Origin of the sequence: Variovorax sp. V35, assembly GCF_041154465.1 — a bacterium.
Lineage (GTDB): Bacteria > Pseudomonadota > Gammaproteobacteria > Burkholderiales > Burkholderiaceae_C > Variovorax > Variovorax boronicumulans.
The window spans coordinates 438,860-456,617 of the sequence record NZ_AP028666.1; the positions used below are offsets into that span (position 1 = coordinate 438,860).

Sequence of the window (17,758 nt, forward strand, 5' to 3'; positions counted from 1 at the left end):
TTCCATGCAAGCCACCAAGAGAGCCCTCCTGATCGCCTGCGGCCTGGCCGCCACCGCGGCGCTGCCGCTGTCCGCCAGCGCCGACACCCCCGCGTGGCCGACCAAGCCGATCCGCCTGCTGGTGGGTTTCCCGGGCGGCTCCACGCCCGACATCGCGGCGCGCACCATCGCCGAGCCGCTGTCCCGCGCGCTGGGCCAGCCGGTCGTGGTGGACAACAAGGCCGGCGCCTCGGGCAACATTGCGGCCGACCAGGTGGCCAAGGCCACCGACGACCACACGCTGGGCATCGTCATCAACGGCAACCTCACGTCGTCGAAGATGCTGTACCCCAAGCTGCCGTACGACCCGGCGAAGGACTTCACGTACCTGTCGCTGATCGCCACCGCGCCGCTGGTGCTCGTGGCGCAGAACAGCCTGCCTTCGGGCACGGCCTTCTTCGACGCCGCGCGCCAGGCCGGCGACAAGTGGAACTACGGCTCGGTGGGCGTGGGCTCGGTCGGCCACTTGGGCATGGAGCTGCTCAAGAGCCGCGTGAACGGTTTCAAGCCCGAGCACGTGCCCTACCAGGGCAACCCGCAGGTCGTCACCGGCATGCTGGGCGACCAGGTGCAGATGGGCCTGATCCCGCCGGGCGTGGCCATGCCGCAGATCCGCGCTGGCAAGCTCAAGGCCGTGGGCCTCACGGGCGGGCGCAGCGCGCTGGTGCCCGAGATCGCCCCGCTGGCCGATGCCGGCGTGAAGGACTTCAGCCTCGAGGTGTGGGTGGCGCTGCTCGGCCCGGCCAGCCTGTCGAAGCCCGCGCAGGCGCGCATCAGCCGCGAGATCGAGATCGTCATGAAAGACCCCGACGTGCGCCGCAAGCTCTTCGAGCAAGGCTGGCAGGCCGTGGGCACCTCGCCCGACGGCATGCGCACGCGCGTGAAGGAAGAGGCGGCGATCATGAGCAAGATCATTTCGACCCGCGGCATCAAGCTCCAGTGATGGCGACGACGCAGCAACAACACACCCTGACCGAACCGGCACGCGCACTGCCGGTGTTCGGCGACTTCGACGTGGTCGTGGTCGGCGGCGGTCCCGCCGGCATTGCCGCCGCCGTGAGCGCCGCGCGCCACGGCGCGCGCACGCTGCTGGTGGAGCGCTACGGTTTTCTCGGCGGCATGGGCACCGCGGGCGGCGTGACCAACTTCGCGGGCCTGTACGGCAAGCGCCGCGGCGAGATGACGCAGCTGGTGCGCGGCGTGGTCGACGACCTCATCGACCGCATCGCCGGCTTCAACGGCATGAACGCGCCGCAGAACGGCATGGGCGGGCGCATCTGCGTGCGCTCGTACGACACCTCGGCCTACAAGCTGGCCGCCGACCAGCTGCTCGAAGCGGCCGGCGTGCAGATGCTGTTCCACGCGTATGCCGCGGCGGTGCTGCACGACGGCGCGCGCATTGCTGCGCTGGTGGTCGAAACCAAGTCGGGCCGCCAGGCGATCCGCGCCAATGCCTTCATCGACGCCAGCGGCGACGCCGACGTGGCGGCCTTCGCGGGCGTGCCCTTCGAAGTGGGCGACGGCCACGGCAGCGGGCTGTTCCCGACCACCATGTTCCGCATCGGCCAGGTCGACGCGCCGGCCGCGCTGGAAGCGGTGGGCGAGTTCTCGGCCATCAACGGCTTCATGGCGCGCGCCGAGCAGCAGCATCCGGGCAAGTACAGCTTTCCGCGCGAAGGCGCGATCCTGCGGCCCAACAAGGACCCGCGCGAGTGGCGCGCCAACGTCACGCAGATCCGCAACGCCGAAGGTCGCGCAATGAACGGCGTCGATGCGCGCGAACTCAGCGACGGCGAGCTCGAAGGCCGGCGCCAGATCGCGGCGTACTTCAAGTTCCTGCAGGCCGAGGTGCCGGGTTTCGCGCCGTCGGCCATCGTGGAGATCGCGCCGCAGGTCGGCATCCGCGAGACGCGGCGCATCCAGGGCCTGTATGCGCTCGGGCGCGAAGACATCCTCGGCTCGGCCACCTTCGACGACACCATCGGCCTGAACGCCTGGCCGATGGAAATGCACGCCGACGGCCGCATCGAATGGGCCTTCCCGCGCGACGAAGCCAACGCCTACAACCACCTGCCGTGGCGCATGCTGGTGCCGCAGACGCTCGACAACCTGCTGGTGGCCGGGCGCTGCGCCTCGATGACGCACGAGGGCCAGTCGGCCGCGCGCGCCAGCGGCGGCTGCTTCGTCATGGGGCAGGCGGCGGGCACCGCGGCGGCTTCGCTGGGCAGCGGGCGCTTCGCGGCGATCGACGTGGCGGCGCTGCAGAAAAAGCTGCTGGCCGACGGCGTCGACCTGGACCGTTGAGCGCGGCGCGGCGCTAGAGTCCGGGGCTGGATGAACTCGAACCCCGGACACACCGTGCCTCTTTCTTCTTCGCTGTCGACCCCCGCGCGTCGCTTCTTCCTGGCGCTGGCCTGCGCCGCCTTCGGCCTGCTGCAGGTGGGCTGCGCCAGCACCCCCGAGGGCGACCCCGTCCACGGCAAGGACCGCGTGCTGAGCTTCGTCGCGGCCAAGGACGGCCGCAAGGTCGCCATCGCCGGCGACAAGTACCACTACGTGTTCGACGGCGACCCGTCCGTGGCCGCGCTGCTGCGCTGGGACGGCCGCACCAAGGTCACGCCCGCGCTCATCGGCGAACTGAAGGTGGCGCGCAACCAGAGCTTCGAAGGCCAGTACGTGCTGATGGCCTTCGACGCCGACCTGACCCCCGAAGACCGCAACTTCCTCGTCCAGACCGGCTTCGCGAAGGCCGAGGTGAAGTACGGCGACCGCACTGGGCCGGTGCTGCGCTACTTCGGCACGGTCTACGGCAAGCGCTACGCGGCGGTGGCGCTGAAGTCGGCCGACACGGTCGATTTCTCGCGGCGCCAGTACCTGAAGTACGTCGAGCAGGAAACGCTCAGCGGCCCCTTCACCCAGGCCGCGCGTTCGCCGCTGGCGTACGGCGCCGACGGCGCGATGCTGCTGGGCGGCGTGCCGGTGCGCATGGTGGATGGCGGCACCGATCACGGCTGCAGCCTGCGCCTGATGCTGGACATCTGCTTCTTCAAGTAGGCCCGCCGGGCGCCGCTGACCGGGCCGCGACAGCGCGCGGGCGCGGCCTTTGCTATCGTCGTGGATTGCTTTTCTGCGCCGAATCCCTTCCCCCGATGACCCCCGAACCCGTCCTTGCCGCCCGCCTCGTTGCCGACCTCGTCGCCCTCATGCAGCTCGAACCCCTGGGCGGCGACCGCTTCCTGGCCCAGAGCGAGGACATCGGCACACCCGCCGTCTTCGGCGGCCAGGTGCTCGGCCAGTCGCTCATGGCCGCCAGCCTCACGGTGGGCGCCGAGCGCCCGGTGCATTCGATGCACGCCTACTTCCTGCTGCCCGGCGAGCACGCGCCCATCGAGTACAGCGTCGACCGCGTGCGCGACGGCCGCAGCTTCACCACGCGCCATGTGGTCGCGCGCCAGCAGGACCGCATCATTTTCGAGATGTCGGCCTCGTTCCAGACCGTGGACGAGGGCGTCGAGCACCAGTTCCCCATGCCCGCGGTCGAAGGCCCCGACGGCCTGACCAGCGAACTCGACCAGCGCATCGCGCTCGGCGACCGCCTGCCCGAGCCCTGGCGCTCCAAGGCCATCCAGCCGCACGGCATCGAGTACCGGCGCGTCGATCCCGAAGACCTGCTGCGGCCCGAGGTGCGCCCGACCGAGAACCAGAGCGCCATCTGGATGCGCGCCATCGCGCCGCTGCCCGACGACCTGACGGTGCACCGCGCGCTGCTGGCCTACGCCTCCGACCACGGCCTGCTGCGCGCTGCCATGCTGCCGCACGGCCTGAGCTTCATGAGCGGCCAGGTGCGCCCCGCCAGCCTGGACCACGCGATGTGGTTCCACCGCGATTTCCGCTTCGACGACTGGCTGCTCTACGTGGTCGACTCGCCCAGCGCGGGCGGCGCGCGCGGCCTGTGCCGCGGCAGCCTCTACACGCGCGACGGCCGCCTCGTGGCGTCGGCGGCGCAAGAGGGCATGCTGCGCATCCGCAAGCCGGGATCGCCGCGCACGCCGATCACGGGCTGAACGGCCTGCCTCTTCTTTCAACACCCATTCACTCGCTCACTCCGGCCATGAAGATCTTCTTCTCTCCCGCGTCTCCCTTCGTGCGCAAGTGCATGGTCGTGGCCCACGAGCTGGGCGTGGCCGATCGCATCGAGAAGCTCCCGAGCGCGGCCGGCCCGGTGAAGCGCGACGCCCGCATCCTGCCGACCAACCCGCTGGGCCAGGTGCCGACCTTTCTCACCGACGACGGCCAGGCGCTGTTCGACAGCCGCGTGATCTGCGAGTACCTCGACACCGCGTACGCCGGCGGCCTGTTCCCGGCCACCGGGCCTGCGCGCTGGGCGCGCCTGACCGAGCTGTCATTGGCCGACGGCATGACCGGCGCCGCGCTGCTCGCGCGCTACGAGACCATGCTGCGCCCCGAGGCGCTGCGCTGGAGCGACTGGACCGACGGCCAGCTCGACAAGGTGCGTACCGGCCTCGAATGGCTGGAAGCGGCGGCGCCGTCGTTCGGCGATCGCGTCGACATCGGCACCATCGCCTTCGGCTGCGCGCTGGGCTACATGGACTTCCGCTTCCCCTCGGTGGACTGGCGCGCCCAGGCGCCGAACAGCGCGAAGTGGTTCGCCGTGTTCAACCATCGGCCGTCGATGCAGGCCACGTTGCCGACGGCCTGAACGATGACGTTCGACGATCTCTCGCGCCGCACCGGCATCGAAATTCCCCCGCTGCTGCAACAGCTCCTCGCCAGCGGGCCGCCTGATCTGGTCGGCTTCCCCGACTTCGAGTGGCTGGACGCCGAGCAGGCGGCCAACGACCTCGATGAGTGGCTCGACGCCAAGTGGCAGGACGGCCGTCGCTTCCTGCCCTTTGCGCAATCGGGCGCGGGCGACGCCTACTGCCTCGTGCCGCTGGATGGCGGCGCCGTGGGCGTGGCCTTCGTGTGGCACGACGACGAGGAAAGCAGCGTCGGCCATGGCTCGTTCGCCGATTTCGTCTGTGCGAAATTCCTGGAAGCCTTCGTCGACCTGAGCTACCTCGGCGACTGGGACCTGTCCGAGCCCGAGATGGCCGAGCGCATCGCGGCCGACGTGGCCACCGTCACGGCTTTCATGGACGACACGGAAACCGCCGCCTACCTGCGGGCGCTGAGCCGGCAGCCGCTGGTGTCGCGGCCTTTCAAGACGGGCCCGCGCGCCAGGCCCGAGCAGGTGCCCTCGCTGATGCCGCAGGCCGAGTTCGAGGAAGACCTGAAGCGCTTCACCCTGCAGGACAGCGCGCCTTTCCCCGTGAAAGCGCGCTGGGACATCGAGGGGTAGGCTACGGGGTTTCATCCGAAGGAGGAACCCACCATGTCAGATCAGAAAGTAGCCATCGTCACCGCCGGCGGCAGCGGCATGGGCGCCGCCGCGGCGCGCAAGCTCGCGGACGACGGCTTTCGCGTCGCCATCCTGTCCTCGTCGGGCAAGGGCGAGGCGCTGGCGCAGGAACTCGGCGGCATTGGCGTGACCGGCTCCAACCAGTCGAACGAGGACATCCAGCGCCTCGTGGACAAGGTCATCGCCGAATGGGGCCGCATCGACGTGCTCGTGAACAGCGCCGGCCACGGCCCGCGCGCGCCGATCCTGGAGATCAGCGACGACGACTGGCACCGCGGCATGGACGTCTACTTCCTGAGCGCCGTGCGCCCCGCGCGCCTCGTGGTGCCGCACATGGTGAAGCAGGGCGGCGGCGCGATCATCAACATCTCGACCTTCGCCGCCTTCGAGCCCGACCCGGTGTTCCCGACCTCGGGCGTGTTCCGCGCCGGCCTCGCGGCCTTCACCAAGCTCTTCGCCGACCAGTACGCCAAGCACAACGTGCGCATGAACAACGTGCTGCCCGGCTTCATCGACAGCCTGCCCGAGAAAGAAGTGTTCCGCGAGCGCATCCCGATGGGCCGCTACGGCCGCAGCGCCGAGATCGCCGCCACCATCGGCTTCCTCGCCTCCGAGGGCGCGGGCTACATCACCGGGCAGAACCTGCGCGTGGACGGCGGCATCACGCGCTCGGTCTGAACCCGGCAAAGGCGCCCATGACCGTCCCCACCCCGGTGCGCCAGCACATGGACCGCACCATTGCGTCCTACGAAGCGTCCGCGCGCGACTACAACGCGATCGTGGCGGGCCACCGGCCGCCCGAGATCGAGGAGTCGGTGCGCCGCATGATGCAGCGCGTGCCCGCCGGCGGCACCGTGCTCGAGATCGGTTCCGGGTCGGGGCAGGACGCCGATCTCGTCGAATCCCTGGGCGGGATCGTGAGGCGCACCGATGCGGTCCAGGCGTTTCTCGACCTGCAGGCCGAGCGCGGCAAGAAGGGCGAGCTGCTCAACGTCGTCACGGATGCGCTGGGCGGGCCCTACGACGCGATCCTGGCGATGTGCGTGCTGATCCATGTCGATCGCGCGCAGATCGCGCCGGTGCTGCGCAAGGTGTTCGACGCGCTCGCGCCCGGCGGGGTTTTTCTCGCGGCCATGCGCATCGGCGAAGGCGAGACCCTTGGCGACTACCAGACCGTGTACTGGTCGAGAGACGCGTTCGCCGAAGCGCTGGCGGCGGCGGGCTTTCACCTGCAATGGGACAGCCAGTGGATCGGCCGCGACGACGTGACCTGGGCCAACTTCCTGGCGTGCCGTCCGCGCTAGCGGACGAACGAGCGAAGACTCACACGCCCAGGTAGCGCGTCCACAGCGACCGGTCGGCGTCGAGCGCGGCCGAGTCGCCCTGCCACACCACGCGCCCGCGTTCGAGGATCACGTGGCGGTCGGCCAGCGGCAGCAGGCGCTGCACATACTTGTCGACCACCAGGATCGCCTCGCCTTCGGACTTCAGCGTGGCGATGCAGTGCCAGATCTCCTCGCGGATCACCGGCGCCAGGCCTTCGGTGGCTTCGTCCAGGATCAGCAGGCGCGGGTGCGTCGACAGCGCGCGCGCAATGGCCAGCATCTGCTGCTCGCCACCCGAGAGCTGGTTGCCTGCGTTGGCCTTGCGCTCCGACAGGCGCGGAAAGAGCTTGTACAGCGCCTCCACGGTCCAGCGTGGCGCGCTGCCGGGGCGGGGCCGTGCGAAGGCGCGCAGGTGCTCGTCCACGCTGAGGTTGGGGAACACATGGCGCCCCTCGGGCACGATGGCCATGCCGCGCCGCGCGATCGCGTCGGGCCGGTGGCCGCCGATGGCCGCGCCGCAGAACTGCACGCCGCCGCGCATCGGCGCGATCGTGCCGGTCAGCACCTTCAGCAGCGTGCTCTTGCCCATGCCGTTGCGGCCCAGCAGCGCCATCACTTCGCCCGCACCGACGCGCACGTCGATGCCGAACAGCACCTGGCTGGCGCCGTAGCCGGCTTCGATGGCGGTGGCCTCGAGCAGGGTGGATTTTGTGGTCGTGGTGCTCATGCGTGTCCTTCCGCTTCGGTGCCGAGGTACACGGCTTGCACATCGGGGTGGCCCCGCACTTCGTCGGCCGTGCCGCTCATCAGCACCTTGCCCTGCACCAGCACCGTGAGCCGGTTGGCAAGACGGAACACGGCGTCCATGTCGTGCTCGATGAGCAGGATGGCCATCGATTCGCGCAGCGATTCGATCAGATCGACCATGCGCGCCGACTCGTCGGGGCCCATGCCGGCCATCGGCTCGTCGAGCAGCAACAGCTTGGGCTCGGCGGCCAGCGCCAAGGCCACGTCGAGCGCGCGCTGCGCGCCGTGCGGCAGCGTGCCCGCGATGCGGTGGCGCTCGCTGCCCAGGCCCACGCGGTCGGCCAGCGCATGGGCGCGGTCGACGAGGTCGCGTTCGTTCGCACGCGGTGCCAGGAAGCGCAGGCTGCTGCCCGCATGGGCCTGCGCCGCGAGCATCAGGTTGTCGTGCACCGTTTCCTTGGCGAACACGCGCGTCACCTGGAAGCAGCGCGACATGCCGGCCGCCACGCGCTGGTGGTCCTTGTAGGCCGTGATGTCCTGCCCGTCGAGCATCAGCCGGCCCGCGTCGGCCTCCAGCAGGCCGGTGATGAGGTTCACCAGCGTGGTCTTGCCCGCGCCGTTGGGACCGATGAGCGCATGCACCTCGCCGCGCTCCACCGTGAGGCTCACGTGGTCGGTCGCCAGCAGGCCGCCGAAGCGCTTGACCAACCCTTCGATTCTGAAAAGGCTCATGGCTTGGCGCTCCCTGCGGCCGTTGCAGCGGAAGCCGCTGCTGCTGCGACCGTGCGGCGTTTTGTCGACAGTGCGGCGAGGCCGCGCGGGGCCCAGAGGGCGACGGCGATCAGCAGCAGGCCCAGCGGCATGTGCCAGTGCTCGGTGTGCTGCTTGAGCGCTTCCTCCAGCACCAGCCAGACCACGGCGCCCACCGGCCCGCCCCAGCTGCGGCCCAGGCCGCCGATGACGACCATCACCACCAGCGTGGCCGACTGCGTCCAGTGCATGGTCGCCGGGCTCACGAAGCCGTTGCCGCCGGCCAGCAGCGCGCCAGCCAGCCCGGCGATCGCGCCCGCGATGGCAAAGGCGACGAGCTGCAGCCGGAACACCGGGTAGCCCAGCGCGCGCATGCGCGTCTCGTTGTCGCGGATGCCCATCAACGCATGGCCGAAGCGCGCCTGCGTGGCACGGTGCAGCCACCACAGCGCGAGCGCCACCACCACGAGCACCACCCAGTAGAAGGTCGACTCGTTGCCCAGGTCCAGGCCCGGCAGCAGCGCGGGGCGCGACATGAGCGTGTAGCCGTCGTCGCCGCCGTACTTGCGCAGCGACACGACGACGAAGTACAGCATCTGCGCGAAGGCCAGCGTGGTCATGATGAAGTACACGCCGCGCGTGCGCAGCGCCACCGTGCCGATCAGCGCGGCCACGAGGCCCGCCACCAGCGCGGCCAGCGGCCACAGGACCCAGGCCGACATCACGCCGGCATCGCTGAGCGCCACCACCGTGTAGGCGCCCATGCCGATGAAGCCCGCGTGCCCGAGCGCCACCATGCCGCCGAAGCCCAGGATGAAGTTCAGGCTCGCGGCGGCCAGCGCGACGACGAGCACGCGCCGCACGAAGCCGATGTAGAAGTCGAGCCCGAACAGCGGCGCGACCAGCGGGAAGGCCGCGAGCGCCACGAGGAGCAGCCCGAGGCCGAAGGTGCGTGACGAGGGTTTCATGCGCGGGCGGAGAAAAGGCCCGAGGGCCGGAAGATCAGGACGACGACCATGAGCGCGTACATCGCCACCTCGGCGAACAGCGGCCCCAGGTCGGCCGCCGTGGCGGGCGGCAGCGTGGCGCGCAGCAGCATCGGCACGAAGGCGCGGCCGATGGTGTCGACCACGCCGACCAGCAGCGCGGCCACGAAGGCACCGCGCACCGAGCCGATGCCGCCGATCACCAGCACCACCAGCGCCGGGATCAGGATGGCTTCGCCCATGCCCACCTGCACCGCGACGATCGGGCCCATGAGCGCGCCGGCCAGCGCGGCCAGTGCCGCACCGAGCAGGAACACGCCGTTGAAGATGCGGCCCACGCGCACGCCCATCAGCTCGGCCATCGGCCGGTCGGACGCACCCGCGCGCACCCGCATGCCGATGCGCGTGTGGTTCACGAGCACGTACAGCGCCAGCGCCATCAGCAGGCCGCCCGCGAGCACCACGAGGCGGTACGAGGGGTAGGGCAGGCCGTCCATCAGCTCGACCGGGCCCGAGAGCGCGGCCGGCGTGGGCGCCATCACGGGCGAGGGGCCCCAGATCATCTTGACGATGTCGTCGGCCACCAGGATCACGCCGAAGGTGGCGAGCACCTGCGCCAGGTGGTCGCGCTTGTAGAGGCGGCGCATCAGCAGCACCTCGATGAGCAGCGCCACCACCACGGTGACGAGCACCGCCACCACGATGGCGGCGGCGAACGAGCCGGTGCGCGTGTGCGCCTCGGCTGCCACATACGCGCCGGCCATGAACAGCGAGCCGTGCGCCAGGTTCAGCACGTCCATGATGCCGAACACCAGCGTGAGGCCCGCCGCCAGAAGAAAGAGCATCAGGCCGTAGCCGATGCCGTTGAGCAATTGCTCGAGGACGAGGATGCCGCTCATGGAAAGACGAGCCGCATCACTTCATGTTGCACTTGCTGGCGTAGCTGTCGCCGTAGCTTGTCAGCACGGTGTTGATCAGCTTGTTCGTCACCTTGCCTTGCGCGTCCTTGCCGATCACGCGCAGGTAAAAGTTCTCGATGGGGAAGTGGTTGTTCGCGTACTTGAAGGTGCCGCGCGTCGAGGCGTAGTTGGCCTTCTTCAGGGCGGCCACCACGGCCTCGCGGTTCTGCGCGTTGCCGCCGGCCTGCTTCACGGCGGCGTCCATCGCGAGGATCGCGTCGTAGGCCTGCGCGGCGTACACCGACGGGTAGCGGCCGTTGTATTCCTTGCGGAACGCGGCCACGAAGGCCTTGTTGGCGGCGTTGTCCAGGTCGTGCGCCCAGTGCGAGGTGTTGAACAGGCCGAGCATCGGCTCGCCCACGGCACCGATCACGTCCTCGTCGGCCGAGAAGCCGCTGGTGACCAGCGTGATGTCCTTCGACAAGCCTGCGCCCACGAACTGCTTGATGAAGTTGATGCCCATCGCGCCGGGCAGGAAGAAGTAGATCGAGTCGGGCTTGGCCGCGCGCAGCTGCGCGAGTTCGGCGGCGTAGTCGATCTGGCCCAGCTTGGTGTACAGCTCGTCGGCCACCTGGCCCTTGAACTGGCGCTTGAAGCCGCCCAGCGCATCCTTGCCGGCCGGGTAGTTGGGGGCGATGAGCACGATCTTCTTGAACGCGCGGTCCTGCGCGAACTTGCCGGCGGCCTCGTGGAACTGGTCGTTCTGGTAGGCGGTGCCGAAGAAGTAGGGGCTGCACTGCGCGCCGGCGAACTGGCTCGGGCCGGCGTTGGCCGACAGGTAGGGCACCTTGGCGTTGAACAGCGTCGGGCCCACGGCCAGCGCCACGTTGGAGCCGATGGGGCCGCTGAAGATGTCGATCTTGTCGCGCTGGATCATGCGGTCGACCAGCTGCTTGGCCTGGTCGGGGCTGCCGGCCATGTCGGCCTGCACGAACTCCACGTCCTGCCCGCCGAGCTTGCCGTTCAGCTGCTTGATACCCAGCGCGAAGCCGTCACGCGCCTCGGCGCCCAGGGCTGCGAAAGGCCCCGAGATGTCAAGGGCCAAACCCACCTTGACCGGCGCGGCCACGGCCGACACCGAGGCCCCGAGGGCGGCGCCGCACAGCAGCAGCGAGATCAGGGTGCGCGGCAGCGCGGGCGATTTCAGGAACGTGGGGCGCATCGGGTTCTCCGGCTAAGGAAGGGTTGAGACAACTGAACTGTTGATAGTTAAATACTTTAGCCGTAAACAATTCGGTGTCAACGGTACTAGCACGAATGGTGCCAGTGAACCGTGTCGCCTTCGCCGCGCCGGACCCTCGCGAAAGGTTACGCAAACGTCAACCGAACGGACTTGCGGTGGCGAACCAGAGGCCGATGCCGGTCGCGATGATGAAGGCCCCGTCGGTCACGCCTGCGACCAGGAAGAACTTGGTCTGCAGCGTGTCGACCAGCTCGGGCTGGCGCGTCGTCCCTTCGAGAAACTTCTGGCCCACCAGCGCGATGCCGATGCACGAACCCAGTGCGGCAATGCCGATCAGCAGGGCAACGGCGAGCGGGAGGATGTTGAAGCCGGTCATGGTTTTTTCTCCTGGTTGATGAATCGATGGACCCACTGTTCCAGAACGGGTGCATCGAATCCATGACGCGGGAGGTCATGCGCCAGACGAAAAAAAGGCCGGCCGTCGAAACGGCCGGCCTGGGGTCAGGCGCGAAGCGGGGTGCTTAGGGCAGCTGTGTCCAGTTCTGGTTGTTGCCGCCGTTGCAGGTCCAGGTGATCAGCGCCGTGTCCTGCGTGGTCGAGCCGTTCGGCACGTCCAGGCACGAACCCGAGGCGCGGTTGCGCACTGTGCCGCCCACCAGGCTCCACTGCGCCGTGTTGCCCGACGAGCAGGCCACCTGCACGACGGCCGCATTCGTGGTCGCCGTGCCGTTCTGCGCCAGGCACAGGCCGCTGTGCTCGGCGATGAACTGCACGTAGCCGCCGGTGACCGGCGTCATCGTGAACTTCTCGTTGCCCGCGTTGCCGCACGGCCATTGCACCGCCGTCGCGCCGCTGGTGGTCGAGGCGCCCTTGATGTTCACGCACATCGTCGGGTTGAGGTCGGAGCGCAGCCGCGTGACCACCGCCGGGGCGGTGTCCTGCGAGCGCACGTACTCGCGCAGCGCCACCACGTCGTTCGCCGGCAGGCTGGAGGCGTTGCCGTGGCCGCCCGCAAGCAGGTCCTGCAGCGTGGCCGCCTGGCCGTTGTGGAAGAACGCGGTGGTGTTCCAGGTGCCCGACAGGGTCGGCGTGTCGAAGCCCACGCCCGCCAGCGGCTGGTTGCTGCCCTTGCCCGACGAGGCCTGGATGGTGCCCACGTCGTGCCGCAGGCCGTCGCGGAAGGTGGCGCCCGTGTGGCAGGTGGCGCACTGGGCCGTGTTGAACACGGTCTGTCCGCGCACCGCGTCCACGCTCAGGCTGCCGTCCGCGGCGCGCGCCGGGCTGCGCATGTACTTGTTGAGCGAACCCAGGTACACGGCCAGGTCGTCCAACTGCGCGCTCTTGCCGGCCTTCGGCGCCCCCAGCGGGGCCTGCGTGGCGGCCCAGTCGGCGTTGCTCAGGAAGCCGGTGCCGCCGAACTCGTTGCGGATGTCGTTCTCGAAGTCCTGCACTTCGTCGAAGTTGGCCGTCCAGTGCAGCTTGCCGTGGCTGGTGCCGCGCCGCCCCTGCAGGCTGATGGTGCGGCGCAGGCCTTCGCCGCGCTGGGTGAAGTCCCACACCATGCCGTCGTCGCCGCCGTCCGCGTGGCAGCTGGCGCAGGAGATGTAGTTGTCCTTGCTCATGCGCCGGTCGGCCGCGTTGTAGAACACCTGCTTGCCGCGCAGCGCCGCGGCCGCCATCGGCTCCTGCGCCACGGTGGCCACGTTCTGCAGGAAGATCGCCGCGTTGGTCTCGGCCGACAGCACCTTCGCCACGTCGTGCACCGACACCGAGCGCGCCAGGAAGTTGTTCACGAACAACCGCTTGCGCGCCGCATCGAGGTACAGGCCGTGCGGGGCGCTGCTGGCGTTGATCTCGCCGCGCACCGCGCGGGTGTAGCTGTCGACGATGGCGACACGGTTGCCTTCCATCTGCGCCACGAACAGGTAGTCGCCGGCGGGCGAGTACAGCGCGGCGCGCGCGGGGGCGCGGTCGTCGAAGTCGATCTGCTCGGAGAACACCTCTGCGGCGCTTTGCAGGTTCACCTGCGACAGGATGGAACGCACCGTCTGGTCGTGCGGCAGGTCCTTGCCGTCGCGGAAGCGGCCGCGCACGATGTTGTCCTTCTTCGAAGGCAGCACGGCACGCGAGCCGTCGGGCGAGATCACCACCTGGCTCAGGTAGTTGGCCACGCCGCGCGCGCGGCTCTCGGTGTCGACGGTCGTGGTGTCCACCGGCAGCGGGATGGTCTGCAGCGCGGTCAGCGACTGCAGGTTCACCTTGTGCAGCTGGCCGCCCGTCATCTTCGACTTGAAGCGCGTGACGTAGGCCACCTGCGAGTCGGCGCTCACGGCGATGCCGCGCACGCCGCCCTCGAGCGCCAGCGCACCGGTGGTGGTGCCGTTGCTGGGGTCGAAGCTCATGAGCACCGACTTGCTTTCCAGCGTGAGCAGGCCCTTGGCGCCGTTGGGCGTGAAGGCCACGCCGTACGGGCCGCTGCCGTAGGCCAGCGGGATCGACACCGACTGCGAGCCGTCGGCGGCGTTGAGCGCCACCAGCTTGTCCTCGCCCTGCACCGCGACCCAGATGCGGCCGTCGGGGCCCACGGCCAGCGTCTTGGCCTCGTCGCCGACGCGCACTTCCCACAGCTTGGCGAGGGTCTGCGCGTCGATGGCGGCCACCGTGCCGCTGTCGGGGTTCACCGAGTACACCCGGCTCGCATCGCCCGCGATGTTGGTCGTGTGCGTGGGCGCGGTCGCGGTGACCGGCGCGATGACGGTCACGTTGTAGGTGTAGTAGGTCTCGCGGCCGCTGCTGTCCTTCACCGTCAGGGTCACCGTGTAGTGGCCGGGGGTGGTGTAGGTGTAGCTGGTGTTGGGCTGGTTCGAGAACGCCGTCTGCGTGCCGTTGCCGAAGTTCCAGCGGAACTGCACGCCGCTGGCGCCGAGCGTCGCGGGGTTGAAGCTCAGCTGGCCGTTGACCAGCTTGGGCCCGCCGCCCAGGCCCGGGTCGCCGATGATGGCCTGGCCGCGCAGCGTGTCCACCTCGGCCTGGCCGAGCACGCGGCCGTACACGCGCACCTCGGCCAGCGTGCCCTTAAAGAGCGCGGTGTTGCCCTGGATCTGGCCCATGACCTGGAACTTGGTCGACAGGCCCTTGGTGCCGGTCGGCCCGGTCGAGGTGGTCTTCACGCCGTCGACGTACACCGCCTGCGCGCCCGAGGCCGCGTCGCGCGTGAGCACCACGTGGTGCCAGTTGCCGTCGTTCACGGCCGCGGTGGAGGTGGTGCCGCCGTCGTTGCCCACCGAGAGCTTGATGCGCCCGCCGGTGTCCAGCCAGCCCCAGAACACGTCGTCGGTGCCGCCCGACTGGTCGCGACCGAAGATGCCGGGCGCGGTCCAGGAGTTGGCGCCGCCGGCCTGCGTGGTCTTCATGTAGAAGCTCAGCGAGGCGGTGCCACCCAGCGCGCTGGCCACGGTGTCGTTCTTCAGCGGCACGCCGGCAGTGCGGTTCGCGAAGTTCAGGCCGATGCTCTCGAACGCGTCGCCGGTGGCGGGCGTGCCGTTGTTGGCGCCGATCTGGTCGCCCAGGTTGCCCGTCAGCGGCCAGTGGTGCATCAGGTTGATGTCGCTGGCATTGCCGGTGTTGAAGGTGGAGCGGTAGTCGGCGCCGATGGCGTTGCCCGCATAGTCCTTCACGCCGTTGGCCGGCAGGAACACCTCATAGCTGGTGCCCGGCAGCAGCGGCTGCGCGGGATGGAAGTTGACGATGCCCAGCTGCACGCTGTAGGTGCCCGCCAGCGTGTTGCCGCCCACCGGACGCACGATGAAGGTGTTGCTGTTCACGCTCTCGGGCAGGATGTTGTCGGTCATGCCCAGGCCGATGCGCGAGCTGAGGGCCTGCTGCTTCGCACCGTTGGCGGGCGAGACCTGCTTCACTTCGGGCTTGGTGGTGTCGGGGTCCACCGCATGCACGACGAAGCCGCTGCCCGAGCCGTGGTCGTTGCCCACGAAGACGAGGTTGCCGAACATCGCGACCTGGCCGTTGTCCGAGTGCGAGAAGTTCGGGTCGTCCTCGCGCAGGATGCTGCCGCGGCCCACCTCCACGTGGTTGAGCGGGTTGCTCACGTCCACCTTGTGGATGCGGGTCTGCGCGCCCTGGATGACGTAGTTGTCCTGCGTGGCGCAGTACAGCTGCTCGTCGATGACGAGCCGGTTGTCCTCGGCCACGAAGCGCGAGCGGTCGCTCAGGTCGTAGCTGTACATCTTGGCGCCGCTGCCGCGCGCGGAGGCGTGCACGCTCTTGCCGTCGAAGCAGGTCGCGTAATAGAACGGCGTGGCGCCGGCGATCGAATCGAGCACCTTGGGGTTGAGCGGGTCGGAGATGTCCAGGCTCGCGAAACCGCCGTTGCTTTCCATCGCGGTCAGCACCATGTGGTTGCCCATCGTGAAGATCGGGCCGAGGCGGAAGCCGCCGAGTTCGCCCGTGGGCACCGGGTTGGGCTTGCCGGCGCCGCGGTTGGCGACCACCGCGTTCGCGGGGTCCGTCGCGTCGACGATGAACATGCCCCGGCCGGCCGAGGCCACGTACAGGTAGGGCGCCTGCCACCACAGCTGCCAGGACACGTTCTCGTAGTCGCCCGAGTTGACGCCGGGCAGCGCCAGCTTCTTCACCTGCTTGATGTCGTTGATGTCGGTGAAGTCCCAGAACTCGACGCCGTTGATGCTGGGCAGCACGACGTAGGTCTTGCCGTCGATCTTCGCGGTGCCGAAGGAATGGGTCTCGCGGAATTCCTTGGTGCGGCCGCCTGTGGCGTCGTCGGGCTCGTAGATCTTCTTGACGAGCCTGATCTGGCGCGGGTTCGACACGTCGTACAGCAGGAAGCCGCCGGGGCCGAGGCCGCTGTCCGGCGCGAAGGAGGTGAGGAAGTAGCCGTTGACCATGATGCCGGCGTTCATGCCGTAGTCCTTGCGGCCCGGGTACGTGGCGGGCACGTCGCGCGCCTCGTAGGCGTCGCTGTGCGCCGGGTCGAGCGGGTGCGCGGCGCTGGTGATCATCGACACCGGCTTGAACAGTTCCGCCGAGGTGTAGGTGAGGTTGCCCAGGCCCGGCCCCTGCAGCGGGAGCGGGTCGGCCACGACAGCGGCAGCCGCCGTGGCCATCTTGTTGAGGGTCGTCATCGGACTGACCCCGGTGATTGCCGCATGCGTCAGCAATGTGACGCACGGCACCAGGAACGCCATCAGGAAATACCGGATCTTCATCGTCGCCTCCAGGTTGTTTGAAGTTCGCAGGGAACCCTCTTGTCCTTGGTTCTCTCGATTCACTCGGTCGCTTGCAGGGAAAGCGCACGCGCAGGCGCGCCCCCGGCGGGCAACGCATGCGTTGTCCGCCGTCCACTTCTTCTTCTGTCTTGCTCTCCCGCTGGTTGGCGCTGGCGCCTTCCGCGTGGAAGGCGTCAGCGCCTGGGCGCTGTTACTTCACGCCGCCCGATTCGTAGATAGCCCAGGCCGCTTCGGCGCTGGCACCGTCGTGGATCATGGCCATCAGTGCGCTCACCACCGCCGAGGGGTTGGCGTGCTGGTAGACGTTGCGGCCGTACACCATGCCGACGGCGCCCTGGTCCAGGAGCACGCGCGAACGCGCGAACACCTGCTGCAGGTCTTCGCGCCCGCCGCCGCGCACGAGCACGGGGCAGCGCGCGGCCTGCACCACGCGGTGGAAGTCGGTGGCATCGGTGGTGGGGTCGGCCTTGACGATGTCGGCGCCCATCTCGCGCGCCAGGCGCGTGAGCGTGACGATCTTCTCGGCGTCGCCGTCCACCATGTAGCGGCTGGTGGCGGTGGGCGCCTGCATCACCAGCGGCTCGATCATGAGCGGCATGCCGTAGCGGTCGCAGTCGGCGCGCACGCGGGCGATGTTCTGCACGCACTGGCGGAACAGGTCGGGCTCGTCGGGCAGCATGAACAGGTTGACGACCACGCAGGCCGCATCCATCTGCACGGCGGGCAGCACCGGGTCGTCCTGGTTCTGCAGCACGGCCCACATCACGCGGTGGTGCACGGCGTTGTAGGGGTTGCCCATGTCCAGGCGCATCACCAGCGCGGGGCGATCGCGCCCGGGCCGGTCCTGCAGCAGGTCGGACTGCCCGTAGTTCAGCTGGATCGCATCGGGCTTCGCAGCCACGAGCTTGTCGATCACGCCGGGCATGTCCTCCAGGCCGTCCAGGAAGGTGGGTTCGTTGCACACGCCGTGGTCCAGGGCGATGTCCAGGCAGCGGCCGTTGTGCAGCAGGCGGTTGAGCCGCGCGGTCTTGTCTTTCGACATGAAGGAAGAACTCCGTGTTGAGGAAAAAGGAAGGGAAGAAA

At 69.2% G+C, this 17,758-nt stretch carries 16 protein-coding genes; 8 read left to right on the forward strand and 8 right to left on the reverse strand.

Features of this window, described 5'->3' with window-relative positions:
• Nucleotides 1–4: 4 nt before the first annotated feature.
• From ACAM42_RS02050 to ACAM42_RS02085, 8 genes are all read left to right on the forward strand, one after another.
• Nucleotides 5–982: a tripartite tricarboxylate transporter substrate binding protein gene (locus ACAM42_RS02050; protein ID WP_062476081.1), complete on the forward strand. Its 978-nt coding sequence runs from the start codon at nt 5–7 to the stop codon at nt 980–982.
• Nucleotides 982–2,343, forward strand: a complete 1,362-nt coding sequence (locus ACAM42_RS02055) for an FAD-dependent oxidoreductase (protein WP_062476078.1) — start codon at nt 982–984, stop codon at nt 2,341–2,343. The genes ACAM42_RS02050 and ACAM42_RS02055 overlap by 1 nt, the downstream gene beginning before the upstream one ends.
• A gap of 54 nt (nt 2,344–2,397) precedes the next feature.
• The gene (locus tag ACAM42_RS02060; protein ID WP_369630962.1) at nt 2,398–3,093 is read left to right on the forward strand and encodes a hypothetical protein; all 696 of its coding nucleotides are present in this window, start codon (nt 2,398–2,400) and stop codon (nt 3,091–3,093) included.
• Nucleotides 3,094–3,188: 95 nt separating this feature from the next.
• Complete coding sequence (locus tag ACAM42_RS02065; RefSeq protein ID WP_307636132.1) at nt 3,189–4,103, forward strand: acyl-CoA thioesterase II; 915 nt, start codon at nt 3,189–3,191, stop codon at nt 4,101–4,103.
• 47 nt (nt 4,104–4,150) lie between these two features.
• Nucleotides 4,151–4,759: a glutathione S-transferase gene (locus ACAM42_RS02070; RefSeq protein WP_070063435.1), complete on the forward strand. Its 609-nt coding sequence runs from the start codon at nt 4,151–4,153 to the stop codon at nt 4,757–4,759.
• Nucleotides 4,760–4,762: 3 nt separating this feature from the next.
• Entirely contained in the window at nt 4,763–5,401 is a 639-nt protein-coding gene (locus ACAM42_RS02075) for an SMI1/KNR4 family protein (protein WP_369630963.1), read from the forward strand.
• 33 nt (nt 5,402–5,434) lie between these two features.
• A complete protein-coding gene (locus ACAM42_RS02080; RefSeq protein WP_369630964.1) occupies nt 5,435–6,139 on the forward strand; it encodes an SDR family oxidoreductase in 705 nt (234 codons plus the stop codon).
• Between the two features lie 17 nt (nt 6,140–6,156).
• Nucleotides 6,157–6,765, forward strand: a complete 609-nt coding sequence (locus ACAM42_RS02085) for a class I SAM-dependent methyltransferase (RefSeq protein WP_369630965.1) — start codon at nt 6,157–6,159, stop codon at nt 6,763–6,765.
• A gap of 19 nt (nt 6,766–6,784) precedes the next feature.
• Here ACAM42_RS02085 and ACAM42_RS02090 read toward each other — a convergent pair whose 3' ends face one another.
• From ACAM42_RS02090 to ACAM42_RS02125, 8 genes are all read right to left on the reverse strand, one after another.
• Nucleotides 6,785–7,513: an ABC transporter ATP-binding protein gene (locus ACAM42_RS02090; protein WP_070063431.1), complete on the reverse strand. Its 729-nt coding sequence runs from the start codon at nt 7,511–7,513 to the stop codon at nt 6,785–6,787.
• A complete protein-coding gene (locus tag ACAM42_RS02095) occupies nt 7,510–8,265 on the reverse strand; it encodes an ABC transporter ATP-binding protein (protein WP_062476055.1) in 756 nt (251 codons plus the stop codon). The genes ACAM42_RS02090 and ACAM42_RS02095 overlap by 4 nt, the downstream gene beginning before the upstream one ends.
• Nucleotides 8,262–9,251 carry a branched-chain amino acid ABC transporter permease gene (locus ACAM42_RS02100; protein WP_369630966.1) on the reverse strand — a complete coding sequence of 330 codons (990 nt, stop codon included), beginning with the start codon at nt 9,249–9,251 and terminating at the stop codon, nt 8,262–8,264. The genes ACAM42_RS02095 and ACAM42_RS02100 overlap by 4 nt, the downstream gene beginning before the upstream one ends.
• The gene (locus ACAM42_RS02105; protein ID WP_062476050.1) at nt 9,248–10,168 is read right to left on the reverse strand and encodes a branched-chain amino acid ABC transporter permease; all 921 of its coding nucleotides are present in this window, start codon (nt 10,166–10,168) and stop codon (nt 9,248–9,250) included. The genes ACAM42_RS02100 and ACAM42_RS02105 overlap by 4 nt, the downstream gene beginning before the upstream one ends.
• A 16-nt stretch (nt 10,169–10,184) precedes the next feature.
• Nucleotides 10,185–11,390 carry an ABC transporter substrate-binding protein gene (locus ACAM42_RS02110; protein ID WP_369630967.1) on the reverse strand — a complete coding sequence of 402 codons (1,206 nt, stop codon included), beginning with the start codon at nt 11,388–11,390 and terminating at the stop codon, nt 10,185–10,187.
• 157 nt (nt 11,391–11,547) lie between these two features.
• Complete coding sequence (atpE, locus tag ACAM42_RS02115) at nt 11,548–11,787, reverse strand: F0F1 ATP synthase subunit C (RefSeq protein WP_062476044.1); 240 nt, start codon at nt 11,785–11,787, stop codon at nt 11,548–11,550.
• 145 nt (nt 11,788–11,932) lie between these two features.
• The gene (locus tag ACAM42_RS02120) at nt 11,933–16,654 is read right to left on the reverse strand and encodes an RICIN domain-containing protein (protein WP_369630968.1); all 4,722 of its coding nucleotides are present in this window, start codon (nt 16,652–16,654) and stop codon (nt 11,933–11,935) included.
• 211 nt (nt 16,655–16,865) lie between these two features.
• Nucleotides 16,866–17,717, reverse strand: a complete 852-nt coding sequence (locus tag ACAM42_RS02125) for a class I fructose-bisphosphate aldolase (RefSeq protein ID WP_369630969.1) — start codon at nt 17,715–17,717, stop codon at nt 16,866–16,868.
• Nucleotides 17,718–17,758: the final 41 nt, after the last annotated feature.